Origin of the sequence: Labilibaculum sp. K2S (assembly GCF_030372765.1) — a bacterium.
In the GTDB taxonomy this organism is placed as follows: Bacteria; Bacteroidota; Bacteroidia; order Bacteroidales; family Marinifilaceae; genus Labilibaculum.
In genome coordinates, this window is the sequence record NZ_JAUCMW010000014.1 from 18,021 (window position 1) to 36,992 (window position 18,972).

Annotated in this window: 17 protein-coding genes; 5 read left to right on the plus strand and 12 right to left on the minus strand. The window is 36.2% G+C overall.

Going from position 1 to position 18,972, the window contains the following annotated elements:
* Positions 1–7: 7 nt before the first annotated feature.
* Both QUH73_RS14700 and QUH73_RS14705 read left to right on the plus strand, forming a co-directional pair.
* Positions 8–1,108, plus strand: a complete 1,101-nt coding sequence (locus tag QUH73_RS14700; protein WP_289531196.1) for an alanine racemase — start codon at positions 8–10, stop codon at positions 1,106–1,108.
* Positions 1,109–1,254: 146 nt separating this feature from the next.
* Complete coding sequence (locus tag QUH73_RS14705; RefSeq protein ID WP_289531197.1) at positions 1,255–1,767, plus strand: MarR family winged helix-turn-helix transcriptional regulator; 513 nt, start codon at positions 1,255–1,257, stop codon at positions 1,765–1,767.
* 54 nt (positions 1,768–1,821) lie between these two features.
* Here QUH73_RS14705 and QUH73_RS14710 read toward each other — a convergent pair whose 3' ends face one another.
* Entirely contained in the window at positions 1,822–3,048 is a 1,227-nt protein-coding gene (locus QUH73_RS14710; RefSeq protein ID WP_289531198.1) for a class 1 isoprenoid biosynthesis enzyme, read from the minus strand.
* Positions 3,049–3,359: 311 nt separating this feature from the next.
* On the opposite strand from QUH73_RS14710, the gene QUH73_RS14715 reads away from it, so the two are divergent.
* Positions 3,360–4,304, plus strand: a complete 945-nt coding sequence (locus tag QUH73_RS14715; RefSeq protein WP_289531199.1) for an NAD(P)-dependent oxidoreductase — start codon at positions 3,360–3,362, stop codon at positions 4,302–4,304.
* 101 nt (positions 4,305–4,405) lie between these two features.
* Here the strand turns inward: QUH73_RS14715 and QUH73_RS14720 are convergent, their stop codons facing one another.
* Complete coding sequence (locus QUH73_RS14720; RefSeq protein WP_289531200.1) at positions 4,406–5,101, minus strand: TapB family protein; 696 nt, start codon at positions 5,099–5,101, stop codon at positions 4,406–4,408.
* A 243-nt stretch (positions 5,102–5,344) separates the two neighbouring features.
* On the opposite strand from QUH73_RS14720, the gene QUH73_RS14725 reads away from it, so the two are divergent.
* The gene (locus QUH73_RS14725; protein ID WP_289531201.1) at positions 5,345–5,776 is read left to right on the plus strand and encodes a globin domain-containing protein; all 432 of its coding nucleotides are present in this window, start codon (positions 5,345–5,347) and stop codon (positions 5,774–5,776) included.
* Between the two features lie 113 nt (positions 5,777–5,889).
* Here QUH73_RS14725 and queA read toward each other — a convergent pair whose 3' ends face one another.
* The 5 genes from queA to QUH73_RS14750 form a co-directional block, all read right to left on the minus strand.
* Complete coding sequence (gene queA, locus QUH73_RS14730; protein WP_289531203.1) at positions 5,890–6,945, minus strand: tRNA preQ1(34) S-adenosylmethionine ribosyltransferase-isomerase QueA; 1,056 nt, start codon at positions 6,943–6,945, stop codon at positions 5,890–5,892.
* Positions 6,946–7,026: 81 nt separating this feature from the next.
* On the minus strand, positions 7,027–7,731 hold the full coding sequence (truB, locus tag QUH73_RS14735) for a tRNA pseudouridine(55) synthase TruB (RefSeq protein WP_289531204.1): 705 nt from the start codon (positions 7,729–7,731) through the stop codon (positions 7,027–7,029).
* 37 nt (positions 7,732–7,768) lie between these two features.
* Positions 7,769–8,557 (minus strand): undecaprenyl-diphosphate phosphatase, encoded by a 789-nt coding sequence (locus QUH73_RS14740; RefSeq protein ID WP_289531205.1) that lies wholly within the window; start codon positions 8,555–8,557, stop codon positions 7,769–7,771.
* 58 nt (positions 8,558–8,615) lie between these two features.
* Positions 8,616–8,858 carry a DUF3098 domain-containing protein gene (locus tag QUH73_RS14745; RefSeq protein ID WP_289531206.1) on the minus strand — a complete coding sequence of 81 codons (243 nt, stop codon included), beginning with the start codon at positions 8,856–8,858 and terminating at the stop codon, positions 8,616–8,618.
* A gap of 133 nt (positions 8,859–8,991) precedes the next feature.
* The gene (locus tag QUH73_RS14750; RefSeq protein WP_289531207.1) at positions 8,992–9,864 is read right to left on the minus strand and encodes a cell division protein FtsX; all 873 of its coding nucleotides are present in this window, start codon (positions 9,862–9,864) and stop codon (positions 8,992–8,994) included.
* A gap of 190 nt (positions 9,865–10,054) precedes the next feature.
* Between QUH73_RS14750 and QUH73_RS14755 the strand changes: the two genes are divergently transcribed.
* Positions 10,055–11,527 (plus strand): lipopolysaccharide biosynthesis protein, encoded by a 1,473-nt coding sequence (locus tag QUH73_RS14755; RefSeq protein WP_289531208.1) that lies wholly within the window; start codon positions 10,055–10,057, stop codon positions 11,525–11,527.
* A gap of 38 nt (positions 11,528–11,565) precedes the next feature.
* Here the strand turns inward: QUH73_RS14755 and QUH73_RS14760 are convergent, their stop codons facing one another.
* From QUH73_RS14760 to QUH73_RS14780, 5 genes are all read right to left on the minus strand, one after another.
* Positions 11,566–11,955, minus strand: a complete 390-nt coding sequence (locus tag QUH73_RS14760; protein WP_101309747.1) for an adenylyltransferase/cytidyltransferase family protein — start codon at positions 11,953–11,955, stop codon at positions 11,566–11,568.
* Between the two features lie 9 nt (positions 11,956–11,964).
* The gene (locus tag QUH73_RS14765) at positions 11,965–13,200 is read right to left on the minus strand and encodes a CDP-glycerol glycerophosphotransferase family protein (RefSeq protein ID WP_289531209.1); all 1,236 of its coding nucleotides are present in this window, start codon (positions 13,198–13,200) and stop codon (positions 11,965–11,967) included.
* Positions 13,200–14,381 carry a CDP-glycerol glycerophosphotransferase family protein gene (locus QUH73_RS14770; RefSeq protein ID WP_289531210.1) on the minus strand — a complete coding sequence of 394 codons (1,182 nt, stop codon included), beginning with the start codon at positions 14,379–14,381 and terminating at the stop codon, positions 13,200–13,202. Before QUH73_RS14770 ends, QUH73_RS14765 begins: the two co-directional genes overlap by 1 nt.
* 43 nt (positions 14,382–14,424) lie before the next feature.
* A complete protein-coding gene (locus QUH73_RS14775) occupies positions 14,425–17,037 on the minus strand; it encodes a YfhO family protein (RefSeq protein WP_289531211.1) in 2,613 nt (870 codons plus the stop codon).
* A 508-nt stretch (positions 17,038–17,545) separates the two neighbouring features.
* On the minus strand, positions 17,546–18,757 hold the full coding sequence (locus QUH73_RS14780; RefSeq protein ID WP_289531212.1) for a carcinine hydrolase/isopenicillin-N N-acyltransferase family protein: 1,212 nt from the start codon (positions 18,755–18,757) through the stop codon (positions 17,546–17,548).
* Positions 18,758–18,972: the final 215 nt, after the last annotated feature.

An 18,972-nucleotide genomic window follows, 5' to 3' on the forward strand; every position in this document is an offset into this window, starting at 1 on the left:
AGAAATAATGGCTTTTGTAACTTTAGATATTAAGAAATTAAAATCAAACTTTGATTATCTCGATTCTCTTTTTAAAGAAAATGGAATTGAATGGTCAATTGTGTCGAAAATGATGTGCGGAAATAAGGAATTTTTAACTGAATTATTAAAATTTGACTTTACTCAGATATGCGATTCCCGGGTTTCCAACTTAAAAATGATCAAATCGATCAAACCTAATATAGAAACCATTTATATTAAACCTCCGGCAAAACGCTCTATTTCGAGTGTAGTTAAGTATGCTGATATTAGTGTGAATACAGAGTTTGAGACCATTAAGCTTTTATCAGAAGAAGCTAAAAAACAGAAAAAAACTCACAAAATCATAATAATGATTGAGTTGGGCGAACTTCGCGAAGGAGTTTTAGGCGAACATTTTATCGCCTTTTATGAAAGTGTTTTTAGGCTGGATAATATTCAGGTGATTGGAATTGGTGCGAATCTGTCTTGTTTGTACGGGGTTTTACCAAATCACGATAAATTAATTCAGTTAAGTTTATACGAACAGTTAATTGAAGCAAAATTCAATAAACAAATCCCTTATGTTTCTGGAGGTTCCTCTGTTACTATACCACTTATTTTTCAAAATTTACTACCGAAAGGAATCAATCATTTTAGGGTGGGGGAAACCTTATTTTTGGGAACAGATGTTTACAACAATACAAAATTAAAAAAAATGCATGCTGATGTATTTCGCCTGTACTCAGAAATAATTGAATTGATTGAAAAGCCAACTGTACCCATGGGCGAATTTGGGACAAACTTAGAAGGTGACAGTTATGAAATTGATGAAACGAACATTGGAGAAACTTCGTACCGGGCAATAGTTGATTTAGGATTGCTTGATGTTGAGGTGAGTCATCTTGAATTGATTGATAAGAGTTTAAAAGTATCAGGAGCAAGTTCCGATATGATTGTAATTGATCTGTCCGATAATAAAAATAAATACAAAGTGGGTGATTTGATTGAGTTTGACATGGATTATATGGGAATACTCAGGATTCTAAACTCAAGATATATTGAAAAAAGGGTGAAGACTGTCGCGAACAAAAAAGCCTGTGTGCTATAAGGTTTTCCTAATTCCTGCGCCATTATTTTGTGAGTTTAAAGTGCGGTTTATTATTATTAGAGATACCTGCATCAATAGGCTTGCATTAAATGCAAATTAGTTATTTTTGCCCTGAAAATGAGTTCTGTCGATTAGATTTACAATGAATGGATTATAAGAATATTATTGTTAAAATTAGGAGGATTATTCGATCTATTAATTTAGAATCAAAGAAAATCCAAAAGGATCACGGAGTAAGTATTCCGCAAATACTATGTTTGGAATGTCTTAAAAATTCTCCTAACTATCAGGCGACTCAGAAATCAATTAGAGATCAGTTGAATCTTAATTCCAGCACAGTTACAGGTATAATAAGTCGTTTGGAAAGGAAGGGAATGCTGGCGCGATTGCCTAAAATTGGAGACCGAAGAACAACTTTGATTGCACTAACCTCTACGGGTGATAATCTTTTACAGGAAGCTCCTGATTTGCTGCAGCAAAGGTTGGCAGTAAAATTAAAGAAAATATCCGATGAAGAATTGGAACAGATCGGTAAGTCGTTGGATGTATTGGTTAATATGCTCGAAATAGAAGATTTGGAAGCTTCTCCCTTACTTACGGCAGAGGATGTTATTCTGGAAGAGGTTAAATTGGAGAATTCAGACGAAGAGATATTATAAATTAGTACCTGCTAAAGAATAAACAGGCTTTTCGAAATGGAAAGTCTTTTTTTATTATGCTTTGCACTCGCTTAATCGGTATTCATCAATTTTTAGCAGCATTAAATCCCGAAAAGGTTCCAGATCTGTTTTTCGTTTGTGAAGAAAGGAAAAACGGAAAGGAGCATGCTTTTCTATTTTCTGAATAAAATCGTCGCTGAAATCTTCCTGGTTTTCGAATATTGAGATCAGGAACAACAATCCAAAACTCTTTTGAATCAATCCTCGAAAAGATATTTCATCAGGATATAAATTGGTTACACTTTGCTGAAATGTTTTGCCTAAAAAGTAAGTTTTACAAAGTAATTTATCCAAATTTCCGTAAGGTAACTTTCTTGAAAAGCAGGTCATAACTCCATCCAGATAATCTTGTCGGGCATCCTGCAAGTCATCTAAAATCTGAAGAAAAGCGCCGTATTCATATAAAAAATGCAATTGCTTTTCGTCTAAATTGCCTAGCACCAAATAACCATCAGCAATTACCGAGCTGGCTCCTTTGTTGATACAAATTTTGAAGGTTTCTTCTTCAGAAAGCAGAGGTTTGTTGCTTACCAACGCAAGACTTTGGGTTTGGGCATTGTGAATGGCAAGCAGACTATGATACACTTCAGGGTAATTTTCCCGATTGAACTCCGATTCTATCATGGCTACTAAATCGTAAATTTGCTGTTCCGAGCTGGATTCTGATTTTACAGATTCCCCTTCCAACCGCAAAGCAAATCGTTGGCAAAAATTGATTTTTTCTTCTTTTTCAATGCCTGCATCATCAATTAAATTGTCGGTGTAAGGATACAAAAGGCTATAGGCCAAAAGCGAAGGTGTAATTTTGATTTCTTTTCCGAAAAATGATTGCAGGCCAAGCATAATCCACACATTTCGTAATGCTTGAAAAATTTCAGTATTCCCCAATTCCGGATCGAAAAGCCATGCTTTTTGAATGAAATCTTTCGTGGCATTGAGCATCTCATCAGAAAAAATGAGTTCAAGTTGATCGGAGGAGTACGATAAAGCTTCTTTGAAAAACATTTGTGATTTTTGCAGTATTTCTATTTTGTTGGGTTGTTTATAATTAGCTTCACTTTGCACAAACTTTATAAAGCGATCGAATTTTGATTCCCATATTCGTTTTTCTAAATAGGAAAATCGTTTTCCTGTTGCAGGAAAATACTCCGGACAATTCTCCCAGGTGGTAATGAATTGATTTTGGATTTTATTATAAAGTGCTGAATGATTGATTGTCATGGGCTGGAATAATTGCTTGTTATTGCTACAAGTTGGAAAAAATACCTGAGATTGTAAATTAAAATCGTTTAATCGAACTTATTACTCGCCAAAACAGACTTTTGTATTGATGTTGTAGAATAGATGCTATTGTATTGATAGTGATGTATGATTTTTTTACTTTGCTTAACTCAAATTATATCATATTTGGTTTGAAGCAACTAAAAAAACAAATTATAAACGGATGAAACGACCATGTGAAAAGTATTACACACAGGAGAAGGAGTGTAGTTTGGGAGTTTCATCTGACCATAAATAAAAAATATAAACAGATGAAATTTTCTATACTGGAACCAATTGGAATAACGGCTTTTAAATACGAACAGTTAAAACAGGAGTTTGCAGTGCTTGGGCACGAATTGATTTTTTTTACCGATCGGAATGAGAATGAGCTGGAGTTAATAAAACGTGCCGAAGGTGCCGATGCTGTTGTTGTTAGTAATATTCCAATCACAAAAGCTTTTTTGGATGCTTGTCCTAATCTTTCAATGATTTCGGTTGCTTTTACAGGAGTTGATCATATCGATATGGAAACATGCCGGGAGAGAAATATTCTGGTGAGTAATGCTGCAGGATTTTCAACTGAATCGGTGGCCGAATTAACTATTGGCATGATTTTATCGGTTTACAGAAAGGTTGTTTCCGGCGATTCAATCACTCGCTTTGGAGGAGATCGGGCTGGCTTTTTAGGAACGGAATTGAATGGGAAGACTATTGGTATTGTTGGAGTCGGCGCAATTGGCCTTAGGGTTGCCGAGATTGCAAAAGTTTTTAACTGCAGGGTAATTGCATACAACCGAAGTAAAAAGACTGTAGAAGGCGTTGAATTTGTTGATATGGCTACCTTATTAAAAGAATCGGATGTTGTTTCGCTTCATGTTCCGCTAACAAACGAAACCAAGGGGTTTATTGGCAAAGAAGAATTCAAGCAAATGAAGACTTCAGCCATTTTAATTAATACAGCCCGCGGGCCGGTTGTTAACAGTGATGCTCTTTGTGAGGCATTGGAAAATGGGGAAATAGCCGGAGCTGCGGTTGATGTTTACGAAAAGGAACCACCTTTGGATAAGGAACATATTCTGTTTACAGCTCCCAACTTAATCATGTTACCTCATTTGGCATTTGCCACCAACGAATCGTTCAGCAAACGGGTTGATATCGTGATGGAAAATATCCGCTTGTGGTTACAAGGAAAACCAAGAAATATTATGAATTAGTAAATTAGTATCAAGTAAAAAAGGAAAAAGGATCAGTGAAAAGTAAAAAGGAGAAAGTGCCAGGTTGTTTGGGGCTTTCTCCTTTTTAATTTCTATCTATCTTATCGAATAATTTTTATCAATTCGGTAGTACTGTTCAGTTTTCCTTTTTTGTTGTAGGATTCACTGCGGATGGTTCCAATGTCTTTTACAATCCAGGCAACATTGTGCAGTTGTACATTTACAAAGCCCATTTTACTTTTCACATCTTCCGATACTTTGTAGCACGTAAATGTGCCGGCAGGAGTTGTTACGTCTTCAAGAGCTTCAACTTTTCGATTCACAATATTGGTGGTCATGTTCATATTCATCATCCCTGCTCCAATTTCAAGCGATATCGAGCCATCGTTTAGTTCCAGTCCAGGATATAATTTGGGAGGATAAATCAGATCATCCGTAGTAATTTTAGCCTCCATGTCTTTAAAGCCTTCCATCTGCTTCTGATTCAGGTATTTTTCCATATCGATGTAAAAAACATTGTCTCTACATCGGAAACTAATTGTGTCTTGTGTAAGTATTTTGTTTGAATCTTTAGGATCCATATAGGTTTGCAGCAATTCGAATGTTGTTTCTCCTCCGCGTTCCTTTACAGATAGCATTTTTTGAGTGTACACGCCTTCAATTTTTCCTTTGGCATTTTTCATCTCATAATGGAGCTCGGTGCCAACATTGCTTGGAATGTAGACGATGCAATCTTGTGAGAAGGCCGATGTGTTTATAAAAACCAATGCAATAAAAAAGTTAATTATTTTTTTCATGAGAACTGAATTGTTATTTGCAGATATTTAGCAAATAGTTGTTTAAAGTGATACTTGATTTTTACCTTGATAAGGTAAATTTAGAGAGGTAGGGGATCTTTCTTATTGATAATTAAAATTACAGAATTGTGTGCGAAGGAAAAAATAAATAAGATAGGTTGGTCTTTTTTTTCATTTGGGAAGGCAATAAAACCAATGAATATTTATAATTTTAAATAGTTTTTGCTTAAATAATGACTTGCAATGGAATTGAAAATTAAAGAATACCCCTTTGGAGAGAGACCCGAGGTAACCAGACCTAATAAAGATTTTTTAAAGTATTTGGGAGAAGATGGGATTCGAAAATTAGTCGATGATCATTATGAAATGTTGAGAGAAAGTAAGTTTAGTCCTTTTTTTCCTCAGGATAAAGATGAGTTTGAAGCGGCAAAACTTCGTTCATCAGATTTTTTTATTCAGGTATTAGGCGGACCGGAGTATTTTAATCAGAATAGGGGAGCGCCTATGTTGGTTAAAAGGCATGCAAATTTTAAAATAACAAGAGAAGCACGGCAGGTTTGGATGCAATGCTACCAAAAGCTTTTGCCTGAACTGAATGTGCCTGAAGAATTGATGCTTTCTTATTGGAATTATCTGGACGTATTTTCGAGCTGGATGGTTAATTCTGAGGACTAATGATCAAGAAGCAGGGAAAAAATTTGAATCTGCATCTTAAACGGGTATTTAGAGATAAAAAAAAGCTGTTGAAATTCAATTTCAACAGCTTTTTTTTGGATATATATTGATTATTAGATAATCAACATTGCATCACCATAAGTTCCAAAACGATATTTTTCTTTGATTGCTTCCTGATAAGCAGCCATTACTTTATCGTATCCTCCAAATGCACAAACCATCATCAGTAAAGTTGAAAGCGGCAAATGGAAATTGGTAACCATGCTGTTAGGAACACTAAAATCGTAAGGAGGAAAAATAAATTTATTAGTCCACCCTTCGAATGGTTTTAATGATCCTTGGGTTGATACTGAGGTCTCTAAAGTACGAACAACAGTTGTACCAACAGCACAAATATTTTTCTTCTTTTTCTTACCACTGTTTACCTTTTTTACGGCCAAATCGTTAATTTCGATTTGTTCCGAATCCATTTTGTGTTTGGTTAAATCTTCAACATCTACAGTTCTGAAGTTGCCCAAACCAATATGCAAAGTAACCTCTGCAAAATCAACTCCTTTAATTTCTAAACGCTTCATTAGCTCACGGCTAAAGTGCATCCCTGCGGTAGGTGCAGCAACAGCTCCTTCGTGTTTTGCGAAAATTGTCTGGTAACGATCAGCATCTTCCGGTTCAACCTTTCGCTGATCAATAATTGATCGTGGAAGAGGGGTTTCACCCAGGCTATATAATGCTTCTTTAAATTCTTCATACGGTCCATCAAATAAAAAACGCAGAGTTCTTCCTCTTGAAGTTGTATTGTCAATTACTTCAGCAACCAAAAGATCATCATCGCCAAAATACAATTTGTTACCAATTCTTATTTTACGGGCAGGATCAACTAATACATCCCATAATCTTTGCTCGCGATTTAATTCACGTAACAAGAATACCTCAATTTCGGCTCCTGTTTTTTCTTTGTTCCCAGATAATCGGGCAGGGAAAACTTTGGTGTTATTAAAAACCATAACATCTTCATTGTCAAAATAATCAATAAGATCTTTGAAGATTTTATGCTCGATTTTACCTGTATCTTTGTGAAGCACCAATAAGCGAGATTCATCTCTATTGTAGGCCGGATGTAAAGCAATAAGTTCGGTTGGTAATTTGTACTTAAACTTCGATAACTTCATAATGCTGAATGACTTTTATATTGGATTTTTGTTGATAGGCTATAGTAAAACTTCCTTTTTTACGAAAAGACCGCAAGATAGTTATAAATTTTCTAAGAATTTTATAAAATCTTCAATTTCAAGGGCATCGTTGATATGAAAATCTCCGATTCTAGTTCTTTCCAATGCAGTTAAGTGAGCCCCGCTATTCAATTTGTCACCAATATCCCGGGCAAGCGCTCTAATGTACGTTCCTTTACTGCAAACAACTCTGATTTTTAAGATGTCCTTTTCAAATTCAAGAACTTCTATTTCATCGATTGCCAGCGTTTTCTTTTTTATCTCAATTTCCTGTCCTTTTCTGGCATATTCGTAAGCTCTTTTTCCGTTTACTTTTACTGCTGAATAGTCAGGTGGTCTTTGTTGTATTTCGCCAATAAAACTTTTTAAGGTTTCATCTATCAGATCTTTAGTGATGTGTTGTGTAGGGTAAGTCTGATCAATTTCTGTCTCCAAATCAAAAGAAGGAGTGGTCTCGCCTAATTTAAGTGTGGCAATGTATTCTTTAACCTGCGATTGGTAACTGTCTATTTTTTTTGTGTATTTCCCTACGCAAACAATCAACAAGCCTGTGGCTAAAGGATCAAGTGTTCCTGCATGTCCGACTTTTACTTTTTTGTAATGAAATTGATGCTTGATTTTATGCTTTATCTTGTTTACTAAATCGAATGAAGTCCATTCGTAAGGCTTATTAAACAGAAGTAAAGCGCCTTCTTGAAAATCATTATCGGTTTCAAATTGAATCATTTAGAATCGGATTTAACGGGAATGCCCTTTTTTATAATTAGGCTGCAAAAATAGCAATTAGTCCGATAATCAGGCAATAAATTGCAAAATAGATTAATTTCCCTCTCTTCACCAATTTAATCATCCAGCTGCAAGCCAGTAATCCGGAAAGGAAAGCGCCAATAAAACCGACTAGTAATGGCATTAATTCTACCGATCCTTGTGAAGTATATGTTCCTTTAAAAACACTTAATATGTTTTCACCGATAATAGGAACCAAAACCATTAAAAACGAGAATTTGGCTACTTCAGCTTTCTTGTTTTTTAGAAGAAGTCCGGTTGCGATGGTTGCTCCCGATCTCGAAATTCCTGGAAGGATAGCAACTGTTTGAGCAATACCTATAATAAAAGCATCCTTGAATGAAATTTCCTTTTCTTTTTGTTTTGCATAGTAAGTGAATGCAAGAAATGCAGCTGTTACCAGAAGCATAAAGCCTACTATCAACAAAATTTTATCTGTATTGAAAATTTCTTCTACCTGATCTTTAAAAAATACGCCAACAATTCCGATTGGAATCATAGAGATAGCAATTTTAGCAATATATTGTGTCGATTCATTCCACTGAAAACTAAAAAGACCTTTTAGAAGTTCAAGAATATCTTTTCGAAATACAATAATGGTACTTAAAACTGTTGCTCCATGCACAACCACTGTAAATACTAAATTATCTTCGGCATGAATGCCTAATAAGGCTTTGCCAATTTCTAAATGACCACTGCTGCTTACCGGCAAGAATTCAGTTAATCCTTGCAGTAAACCTAAAAGTAAGGCTTCAATCCAGTTCATACGATTTAAAAGAAAAATTTTCGGCTAGTTAACCGAAAAAATACATAAAAGGAGATATTTATTGTTCTTTTGGCTTTTTCATAATGGCGTAAATTTCAAAAGCGAAACCAAACAATACCACCATTGGAGCTAAAGTAATTCTTCGAAAACTAAAGATACTTTTATCAAATACATTCGGATCATCCGATCCACCGCCCATCATCAGTAAGAATCCTACTATGATGATAACAAACCCAACAACAATAAGTTTGTAGTTTTCTTTTGAAAGAGCAAAATCCAGTTTTTTATCTTGTTTGTTCATGTTCTCAAATTTTGTCTGTTTTGACAATTAGATGCCAAATTTACAATAAACTAATTAAAGTGCCTAGAGTTAAACGTGCCTAAAGTTCCTGAAGTGTTTCGTGTTATAATTTTTTAACACATGAACGGCCATTCTAATACAAGGAGCGTGACTCAAGTCTTAAGTATTTGTTTACAGCAAATAAGGTTGATATCCAGGTAATGAAAAGGCCGATTAATAAGATCAGTAAGAACAAGATACCAATCATTTCAACATTACTAAAATTGATTACCTGACTTAATTCTTTTTGAGACAGATAAATAACACCCGAAAGCATTGCGTTGGCGATTAAAGCTCCTATGACTCCATGCAGTAAGGTTTTAGCCATAAACGGTCGGCGGATAAACCCTCTGGTAGCACCAACCAATTGCATGGTGTTGATTATAAATCGCTGAGAGTAAATGGATAACCGTATGGTATTATTGATTAGAGTAAATGATATCGTAAAAAGTAAACCACTAAAAGCTAATATGATTAAGCTGATTCTTTTCACATTTTCGTTTACCAAATGCACCAATGATTTTTGATAATCAACCTCCTGAACCTGTGATTGTTTTAATAAATGCTTTTCAATTACCGCAATACTATCTGTATTTGCGTACCCGGCATATAATTTAACATCTATAGAAGCACGAAGTGGGTTGTAGCCTAAAAATGAGATAAAATCTTCGCCTAACTCTTTTTCGAATTCTTTGGCGGCAGTTTCTTTATCTACATATTTGGTAGCTTTCACATAATCACTGGCATCCAATATTTTTTGCAAACGACGAATTTCAACTTCTTTGATATTGTCTTTTAAAACCACTGTGACTCCAATATTTTCTTTCACATAATTGGAAATCTGATTGGCATTTAAAATGAGTAAGCCCATTAGTCCTAACATGAATAGAACCAATGAAATACTAATTACAGAAGTTATGTAAGAGGAGCGAAGTCTTCGTTTTGTACCTTTTTCTTTGTATGCCATTTGAAATGAAATTAAAGAATTCTACCCGATATATTTAATCAGATGTTCATCCATATTTGAGCAGATTACATGCGAAAATACAATTTTTCAATCAAAATGTATCATACTTATATGAATTTGAAATGCTTTCACAAGAAATCAATTTTGTTAAATTTGTGATTAAATCAGAACCTAACACAAAAACAGCAAGGTGGGAATCATTCGTCAACAAACCATTAAAGGAACCGTGGTTTCCTATTTTGGAGCCATTTTAGGATTAATAAATACTGGGATTTTGTTTCCTCGGTTTTTAAATCCTGACCAAATTGGTTTAATTCTTTGGCTTGGTGCTATTACGACAGTTGCATCACAATTTTCCTCTTTGGGATTTAACAGTGTTACTGCCCGTTTGTTTCCTTATTTCCGAAACGAAAATAGGAACCATAATGGATATCTTTTTATCCTGTTTTGGGTTGGAATGGCCGGTTTTTTTCTTTCACTCTTGTTTTATTTTTTACTGCATCCCTTGGCAGTTCATCTTTATAACGACGATTCCCCGCTATATCTCGATTATCTGATCTATTTAATTCCGCTTGTATTTTTTACCCTGTTCTTTAGTTTGTTTGATGGATATAACCGGGTAATGTACGATGCGGTTTCGGGGACTATTTTTCAGGATATTGTGTTTAAGATCCTGAATATGAGTATTATTTTTCTGTTTTGGATAGAAGTAATTGATTTCTCTCAATTTGTTTTTTTCTACGTATTGGCTTATTGTTCTCCTGCAGTTTTCCTGTTTATATTGCTTTGGTGGCGAGGACAGATCTCTTTTGCGTCAAATCTGAAATTTGTGACTCCGGATCTTCGAAAGTCGATGACCAGTGTTTCTTTGTTCGGAATTTTGAATGGTTTAAGCGACAAGTTAGCGAATCAGATAGACCGAATCATGATTGTGAGTTATATTGGATTATTTGCGAATGGAATATATGGAACCATGGCAAATTTTGGAGTGTTGGTTTCGATGCCTGCCCGATCTTTGAGAAAAATATCAAGTACTGTGATCGCTGAGGCCTGGAAAAGGAAGGATTTAAAAAGCATCGCACAGATATACTCCTCAAGCGGTTTGCATCAATTCATGCTGGGAAGTCTTCTTTTTATTGGTATTTGGGTGAATATTGATAATGTACTTGAAATAGTAACAGATAGATTTGTGGATGGAAAATATATTATTCTTTTTATAGGCTTAGGGAATGTAATTCAAATGCTTTCCGGGGTTAGCGGTGTGGTGATTCAAGCTTCGCCCTACTACAAGATGCAGACTGTCTTTATGGGCGGTTATGGTCTTTTGGTTATTGTAACCAATTTAATCATGATACCAATTTTGGGGATAAACGGAGCCGCTATAGCTTCCTTGTTCTCAACATTTGTTTTCAATGTGTCGAAGTATCTGTTTCTTCTTAAAAAGTACAAGTTGCAACCTTTCAATTTCAAATACTTATTGGTCATTTTGATTGCGTTGGTGGCTTATTTTTCCGGTTATCTGCTGCCAAAGATGGATTGGTTTGTATTTGATATACTTGTAAGAAGTACTCTGGTTGGAGTTATTTATTTGCTGCTCACCTTTTTCTTGCAAGTATCGGATGATTTTAACGCATTTGTAAGTAAACGGCTGGGCTTGAGGTAAGCCTTTTCTATTTTCGATATCAGCGGCTAAGGATAAAACTACTCTTTAATGATCTCAATTATTTCGGTAGTAGAGATAGATGGAGTTCGTTCCAGATAAACCACTTCACAAAGTGATTTGAATTCATCAAACCGGCCTTCCCAGTCGTTTCCCATCACTAAAACATCAGCATTGAATTGTTTGATGTAATCCCCCTTTAATTCCAGTGATTCTTCGTAGAATACTTCATCAACCACTTTAAGCGATTCAATAATTCGCTTTCGGTCTTTTTCTGAGTAGATCGGATTTTTCTGCTTTTTGGAATAGTTTAAAGCATCGGTGGAGATGCCAACAATAAGATAATCACCTTGTGCTTTGGCACGTTCTAAAATCCGTAAATGTCCGATGTGAAAAAGGTCAAATGTTCCAAAGGTGATTACTCTCTTCATAATTTTGTTTTATTGATTCCTGCGAAGATAATGTTCCTGAATGAAATTAAAAATTCTTTGAGAACTGTTATCATCTGTATTTAGATATGATTTTTCGATAATTTGGGTTCTAGCTTCAACAAAATTGTCATTTTCAGTAAATGTACTGAGTAAATCCTGTTCCAGTTTTTCTTGAGTGGTAGAAATAGGTCCAATAATAAAATCGTTGAAGAAGGAATGTAATTCACGATCTTTGGTTTCGTACTTTTCGCGGTCATACAGCAGGAAAAACACGGGTCTGTTCAGTAAAATATAATCCATGTAAATCGAAGAGTAATCGCTCACCATACCATCTGTTTCAGGAAGAAGAGGATATACGTCTTTCACATTATCGTACCAAATAATCCGTTCGAATTCGTTGCTTATAGACTTATATTGAGGCAGTGGATGCAGTTTAAAAATAAATACAAAATGATTTGCAATGGCGAATTTGTTCAATTTCTGAAGGTCAAGAATTCCATCGGAAATACCATCACCTCCGGTATCCCGAAATGTTGGTGCATATAAGATTGCCCGGACTCCTGTTTTTCGCAGTTCAATTACTTTTCGAATGGTTTTCTCATCCGAGTTGATTAAGGCATTCTTATATTTTTCCGGATTAAGAATAATGTCATTGCGTGGATATCCTGTATCAATAAAGTGATCTGAAATAAATGCCGGCTTAAAAAAATACTCAGTAAAGAATTCTCCCGTTGAGATAAGAGCATCGTAAACAGGCAATTTTCCTACAAAATTTAAGATAAATCTGCGGTAGAGCGAACTGGTTTCCTGAATAAAGAATTTATTGTCGCGCTGAATTTTTTTGAAGCCTATTCCGTGCCAGATTTGAATAATTTTTGCCCGCCAGAACAATTGAAACCGGCAATTATCCATCCACGAAAAATTATCAACTACAAAAACCTTGCATCTCAGCGAAATCCAATAGGCTTTGGCTGACGGGTAGTACAATATGTTGCTGTATTGATGTTTGAGTGATTCATAGGTTTCTTTATTTGCTGTCAGGAAATAGAATTCCTGATCTTTTTCCTTTTCCGATAAGTAGAGAAAAAAGAACTTTACATTATCAATAAAAAAACCATCTTTTGCTCCCATAAGCACCATCAGATTCTTTTTTTTTGGAATAAGGTAGGTGATTGGAACAATAAATATCCAGCCCAATAAGGTGGTAATGAAGATGATTGGTTTGGAGTATTTGTTGAGATTCATCAATTCAATTTTTTAATTTCCTGAAACACTCTCTCGCAACTCTCTGCATCCTGATAAGTGTGATACATATCCCTGATTTTTTTGCGCCACTTGGCATGAGTTTGAGGCTGTTCGAAATAGCGTTGTAAATGCGTTATAAATTCTTTTTGCGTGCTTGACTTTGCTCCCGGAGTATTCTCCTCGAAATCGATAAAAAAGCCTTTGTATTGCTTGTATTCGTCTAAATCGTATGGCAAATAAATAATTGGCCGATCCAAAAGCAGATAGTCGATCCAAAGTGAGGAATAATCGGTTACCAGAATATCTACGTACGGTAATAATTGGTACACATCGGGGAATCGGTCCTGATCTGCTTTTATCACCCGGTCGATGGAAAAGAAATCATGAGTTTTTTCAACAGATTTTCGTTTAATATCCTCTTTGTGCCCGCGAACCAGAATGTAGGCGTCTTCTTTTTCCAAAAAATTGGAAAGCCTTTTTGCATCAAAATCCTCAAAGGGGAAGAAGAGAGTTTTGTAACCTTCTTCGCGCCAGGTTGGAGCGTATAAAATAATTTTACGGTCGAGAAATGGATTTGCAACCAATAAAGACGGACTTAGATTGATATCCTGAAGCAAATAATCGTTACGGGGTAAGCCACTCACCCAAACATCGTTCATGTCAATATTAAATCCTGCGGCATGAATAATTTGTTCCAAAGGAGAACAGCCTGCCATATAGCTGTATTTTTGCAATTGCTTGTGTTTGGCATATTTGCGCCAAGGAGGTGTTTGCAAGGCCATCTTTTTCATGGGCGTACCATGTCCCAAATAGATGATGTTTTTGCATTTTTCGTGCAAATAGTATGGCTTAAAAGCAGCAGCACTAATTCCATAGGAAAGAATGACATGCTTTGTTCTTAAAAAGAGGGAAAAGCCTTTTAAGGACCAGGCATAAACTACTTCTCCGGGAAATTTAGTGTTTAATTCACGGTACAAAGATTTGTAAGGCGTGAATAGGATGCTGTTAAAATTATTTTTTTCGCGCATGTACTCAAACAGGTACTTCGAATTGTCAAAATATACCTTTTCAGTCAAAAAGAAGAGCGCAATTCGCTTGTCTTTTGGCACCAATTTTTCCAATAGGAAATAAAATCGGCGCATTAAAAACAGCACAACATGCAGAAAAATAATTTTTTGCATGAAGTTGACAAACTGTTGGGTTCGTGTATACTTGCTGCTCATTTTAAATCGTCTCTTTTCGGATATTTTTAATTCCAAATACAATTCCTCCGGCCAGTAAAAGAAAGAATAAAACCATACTGGCAACAGATATGTTTTCGGTAACTGCCATTGCTTTTGGCTCAAATTTAAATGCAATTTCGTGTTTTCCCCCGGGAACTTTCATAGCCCGTAATATGTAGTTGGCTCTAAAGTGCGGAGTAAGTTTCCCATCAACATAGGCATTCCAGCCCGGCTGGTAATAAATGTCGGAGAATACAACCAATTGGTCACTTTTTGCATGGAACTGATAGGTTATTTTATTGGGAGCATAGGTTTCCATTGAAATACTTGCGGAAGAATCTGCCTGACTTGTAAATCCTTGCAGTTGAGAAGCAAAACGCTTGTCAACTAAAGCTTCTTTTGCAGGATCGAAGGTATTTAAAGCCACGATTTCTTCATCGGCATTGGCAACAATTTTGTAGTTGGGAACAATCCATGCTTCTCCCAAGGCATCAGGATTCAATTGAGCCTTATTTCCCTTCTCTTTATCGGGTGTGATGATGTATTTGGTATTTAGCATGTTGATCACCTTCATGTTGTTTTTTGTGATGTGATGATCAATTAATTCCTGATAACGTCGCAACTTGGCTCCGTGATAACCCCCAATTGATTTGTGGTAGTAGGAAGTACTTGCATTTTGCCAGGTTTGAACAGAGGTGTTTAAAACCCTGTAATTACTGTGCTGATTGAGAACGGTGAAAGGGACAATAGCCAATTCCAGTTTGCTTGCTTTACGGTTCTCTTTTTTGTATTCATCCTGAGCTTTTTGAGCCAATGCGTGCAGTTCCGGTCGAGCCGAAAACTCAGATTGCAGAATTTCAAAATCGGCTTGAGTAGGATTGAATGCAATTTTCAGTTCTTTTTTAGGAACAAAGCTATCTGCATTTAAAAAGCGTTTGTTAACCGGCCATAAATCGACCAGAATCAGAACAACTATACCGGCAATTAGAAGATTCGACTGCAACCATTTTTTGCCATATCCGAAAAGGAGAACAGCAATTAAAACAACAAAAAGAATGGTTCGTAAAGCATCGGCTCTAAACATAGAAACCCTGGCATTAAAAATGTCCGATTGAATTTGATTGATGTAAGTAACCGCATTTGGGTTTCCTGATTTTATCTGGGCAAAATAACTTGTTTCAGCCTGAGTAATAAAATCAAGAAAAAGATTTGGAAGTAAATACAAAAGCAATGAAATTCCGGCAGTTAAGAGTAATGGTAAAACCAATACGTTTGACTTCACAGAAAATAATTTTACTTTTTTCTTCAGGATTTCAGGCTCATCCAATACTTTTTTAACGGCTAAAATCGCCAAAATTGGGACACACAACTCAACAACAACCAGAATGGAAGAAACTACCCGAAATTTGTTGTACAGAGGAAAGTAATCTAAAAACAGATTGGTAAGGAATTGGAAATTATGTCCCCACGAAAGCATGATGGCTAAAATAGTGGCAGTTAAGAGTCCCCATTTAAAACGACCGGGTACAATAATCAATCCCAGGAAGAATAAGAATAGAATAACCGCACCAACATATACAGGACCGGCTGTAAAAGGCTGATTTCCCCAGTAGTGGTGATCTTTTATTGGTTCAATATCGTAGTATTTGGCTACATTTTCAATTTGGCCCCCACTTAGGTAACTCACCAGCTGAGTTGCTTCCTGAGGAGATCCGGCACCACCTTTTGCATTAGGAATCAGCAAGGTTAGGGTTTCCTGAACACCATAACTCCACTGGGTAGCGTAATCTTTATCCAGACCATCAGTTTTGTTGTCTTTATTGCCTAATGTCAGTTCCGATTTTCCACGAATGGTTTGTTTTCCGTATTGGTATGAATTGAAAAGATTGGAACTATTCACACCCACTGCCAAAATGGATGCAATGGCTAAAACACCAATGGCAGTAAAAAACTGCTTTAACTCCTTCTGTTTCCAGCGATAGTAAAATTCAAAGGCGACAATACAAAGAACCGTAATCAGAAAATAGTAGGTCATTTGTATGTGATTGGAATACAGCTCGAGTATCAGAAAGAAGGAGGCGAGTAACCCGCCTAATATGTATTTTCCTCGTAACGTAAGCAATATCCCGGCAAGGGCAGGTGGAATAAAGGCCAAGGCATTTACTTTCCAGAGATGGCCGGCACCGATTATGATTATGAAATAGGTCGAAAAGGCATAGGCAATGGCACCTCCGATGGAGAGCCAGGGATTTACGCGCAAAGATATGAGTAATATGTAGAATCCAATCAGATAGATCATTAGGTAACGTACCGGACTTGGAGTATTCAATTCCATGGCTTGTTTAAAGAAGTGCATGAACTTCGATTTGTACTCAACGGTGATCTGATAGGCAGGCATTCCTCCAAACATCGAGTTGGTCCACAAAGGATCTTCACCTGTGGATTTTCTAAAATCCATGATTTCCTTTTTGTAGCCAAGGGCATTCAGGGTATCCCCTTTTCGGAGCTGTTTTCCATCCAATACAGGCTGGAAAAATGCAAATCCAATAATTAGGAAAATGATGATGGCTGATAAATGGGGAATAAGGGACTTGATAATCGACTTGAAGCTCATGGTAATTATGAATTAGGAGTTATGAATTAGTAGTGAATCAATTCATAATTCATATTTTTTAATTTTAATTGTTTAATTCCGCCCCTAAAATACAAAAAGCACGGAATATTTTGCTTCGTGCTTCACTTAATATTTTACAGTAAGTATTTTCCGGCCTCGTTCTTTGCGTCTGCTGTATTCGGCTGGCGCGGGTTCGAGCTAAGCAGAATGCCTATTCTGTTGAAAAATAAGCACTTCGGGTAGTTGTGCATATATTAGTGGGGATACATGGGTACACATCAGGGGGTATAGGTGTGTACATACGAAGGGGTATAGGTGCGTACACATGATGGGGTATGCATGTGTACGCATAAGCTCGCATCTGCTCAAAACCTTCCTGGCTTTCACTGCAAAATTCGATTCATCTAAACCATTTTTTCCAGTAAATCTATACAAACAAGCTTTGTTGAGTTCAGAATTTGTAGGTTTCAAGAGTATAATTATCAAGCCAATTGTACTTTGTGTGATTTTAGTTCCCCAACATTTGGTAGGTTAAGTTTGTGTATTCGTCTAACCAATTGTAATATTCTTGAATTTGTTTAATAGTTGGTTGGTTTTTATGCCATTCATTGATTGAATCTGATGTGTTTTTGAAAATTTTAATTTCGGCAAGTTCTAATTGCTGCATTATTCCCATTTTTTCGGAGTTGATTAATTCAGAAACATTCAGGTATTTGTATCCCGCAGAACGGCTGATCGGATAGCATTTGTGTTTCAGATTCAGAGCCATTTTGTTCAACGGACAATTTCCTGATCCATCTGCAGTCAGAACTTCAGGCAAGCTATCGCCGCCTTTTACCCAAACAGGCAGTGCAATTGATGTATTCGGAAAACCGATTTGTGTCCAGATGGTATTCATATCAGAAGCCTCACCTTTTTTTATGCCTTCAATTAAAATCATGGATGAGGAACCGTGACGGGTAATCATGTCGTCAGAATTTATGAAATGAGCCCCGTAAGGAGTGCTTTCAAATTCTTGTCGGAAATCCTTTTTTAGTACAGCATGTTTTAAGCACCTCGAAAAATCCTGAATAATGGTTTGAGCATTTAAATTACCACAAGAATCGGCCTGATAAAATAGATCCTGAGCTGTTTGGAAACGGATAAAACCATATCCAATGTCTTTTTTTCCGGTAAAGGAGAAATTGGTTCTCAGAATGTATCCGTTTGGAGCCTGAGTGGGATCGTTGGCATCAAATTTTGTGAAAGTTTGATTGTTCACTTCGTAAAACGCTGCGTTGCCTTTTGCGTCGAGAACACCAAAATGAGCAGCCAAGCCCATTGGTTTTGGCCGGTCTTTTAATAATTGTTCAAATTCTTCCAGATTGGCACAGGTTTGCAGGGCAAGTTTCATGAAATAGCCTTCCTGATCCTTAAACGAAGTGGTATCTGTCAGGTTCACGTTGTATGATGCGCTGTTCATAATGGCAAAACCTTTTGAATTGGAACCGCCCCAAACCTGTTCACCTTTTTCATCATTCGAATTGATCATGCCGATGTAAGGATATTTGCCATCGGTGAAATAGTTCAGTTTGTTTTCGAAATTTTCAGTATCGCGAAGTTTCCAAATCATTGGGCGACCATCTTTCGTGTATTTGCCCGAAATTACGGCTGTAGTACATGCAAAGCTTTGATAGGCGAATACGACTAAAATTAATAATAGGCTCAGTAAGTTTTTCATTGGTTCGTTGGTTTTTTTTAGTAAATGTTGGATCTAAAATAATTCTTAATTGTGAGTTATTAATTAGGTTTAATAATGAAATTGCTCCCAAAGCGAGGGAAAGCTTAAAAATGAGGAAGTGATTGATATTAAAACAAAAAAATGGCCATCCTTACAAAGAATGGCCATTTATATATCTGGAAGATTGATGTTAAAAGTTGCTGAGAAGAATCTTT

Excerpts from the sequence above, each read along its gene's own strand:
- QUH73_RS14725 (WP_289531201.1), top strand. The coding sequence starts at position 5,345 with ATGGAATTGAAAATTAAAGAATACCCCTTTGGAGAGAGACCCGAGGTA.
- QUH73_RS14710 (WP_289531198.1), bottom strand. The coding sequence starts at position 3,048 with ATGACAATCAATCATTCAGCACTTTATAATAAAATCCAAAATCAATTC.
- truB (WP_289531204.1), bottom strand. The coding sequence starts at position 7,731 with ATGATTCAATTTGAAACCGATAATGATTTTCAAGAAGGCGCTTTACTT.
- QUH73_RS14705 (WP_289531197.1), top strand. The coding sequence starts at position 1,255 with ATGGATTATAAGAATATTATTGTTAAAATTAGGAGGATTATTCGATCT.
- QUH73_RS14765 (WP_289531209.1), bottom strand. The coding sequence starts at position 13,200 with ATGAATCTCAACAAATACTCCAAACCAATCATCTTCATTACCACCTTA.
- QUH73_RS14770 (WP_289531210.1), bottom strand. The coding sequence starts at position 14,381 with ATGCAAAAAATTATTTTTCTGCATGTTGTGCTGTTTTTAATGCGCCGA.
- QUH73_RS14700 (WP_289531196.1), top strand. The coding sequence starts at position 8 with ATGGCTTTTGTAACTTTAGATATTAAGAAATTAAAATCAAACTTTGAT.
- queA (WP_289531203.1), bottom strand. The coding sequence starts at position 6,945 with ATGAAGTTATCGAAGTTTAAGTACAAATTACCAACCGAACTTATTGCT.
- QUH73_RS14740 (WP_289531205.1), bottom strand. The coding sequence starts at position 8,557 with ATGAACTGGATTGAAGCCTTACTTTTAGGTTTACTGCAAGGATTAACT.
- QUH73_RS14760 (WP_101309747.1), bottom strand. The coding sequence starts at position 11,955 with ATGAAGAGAGTAATCACCTTTGGAACATTTGACCTTTTTCACATCGGA.
- QUH73_RS14745 (WP_289531206.1), bottom strand. The coding sequence starts at position 8,858 with ATGAACAAACAAGATAAAAAACTGGATTTTGCTCTTTCAAAAGAAAAC.
- QUH73_RS14720 (WP_289531200.1), bottom strand. The coding sequence starts at position 5,101 with ATGAAAAAAATAATTAACTTTTTTATTGCATTGGTTTTTATAAACACA.
- QUH73_RS14715 (WP_289531199.1), top strand. The coding sequence starts at position 3,360 with ATGAAATTTTCTATACTGGAACCAATTGGAATAACGGCTTTTAAATAC.
- QUH73_RS14780 (WP_289531212.1), bottom strand. The coding sequence starts at position 18,757 with ATGAAAAACTTACTGAGCCTATTATTAATTTTAGTCGTATTCGCCTAT.
- QUH73_RS14750 (WP_289531207.1), bottom strand. The coding sequence starts at position 9,864 with ATGGCATACAAAGAAAAAGGTACAAAACGAAGACTTCGCTCCTCTTAC.
- QUH73_RS14775 (WP_289531211.1), bottom strand. The coding sequence starts at position 17,037 with ATGAGCTTCAAGTCGATTATCAAGTCCCTTATTCCCCATTTATCAGCC.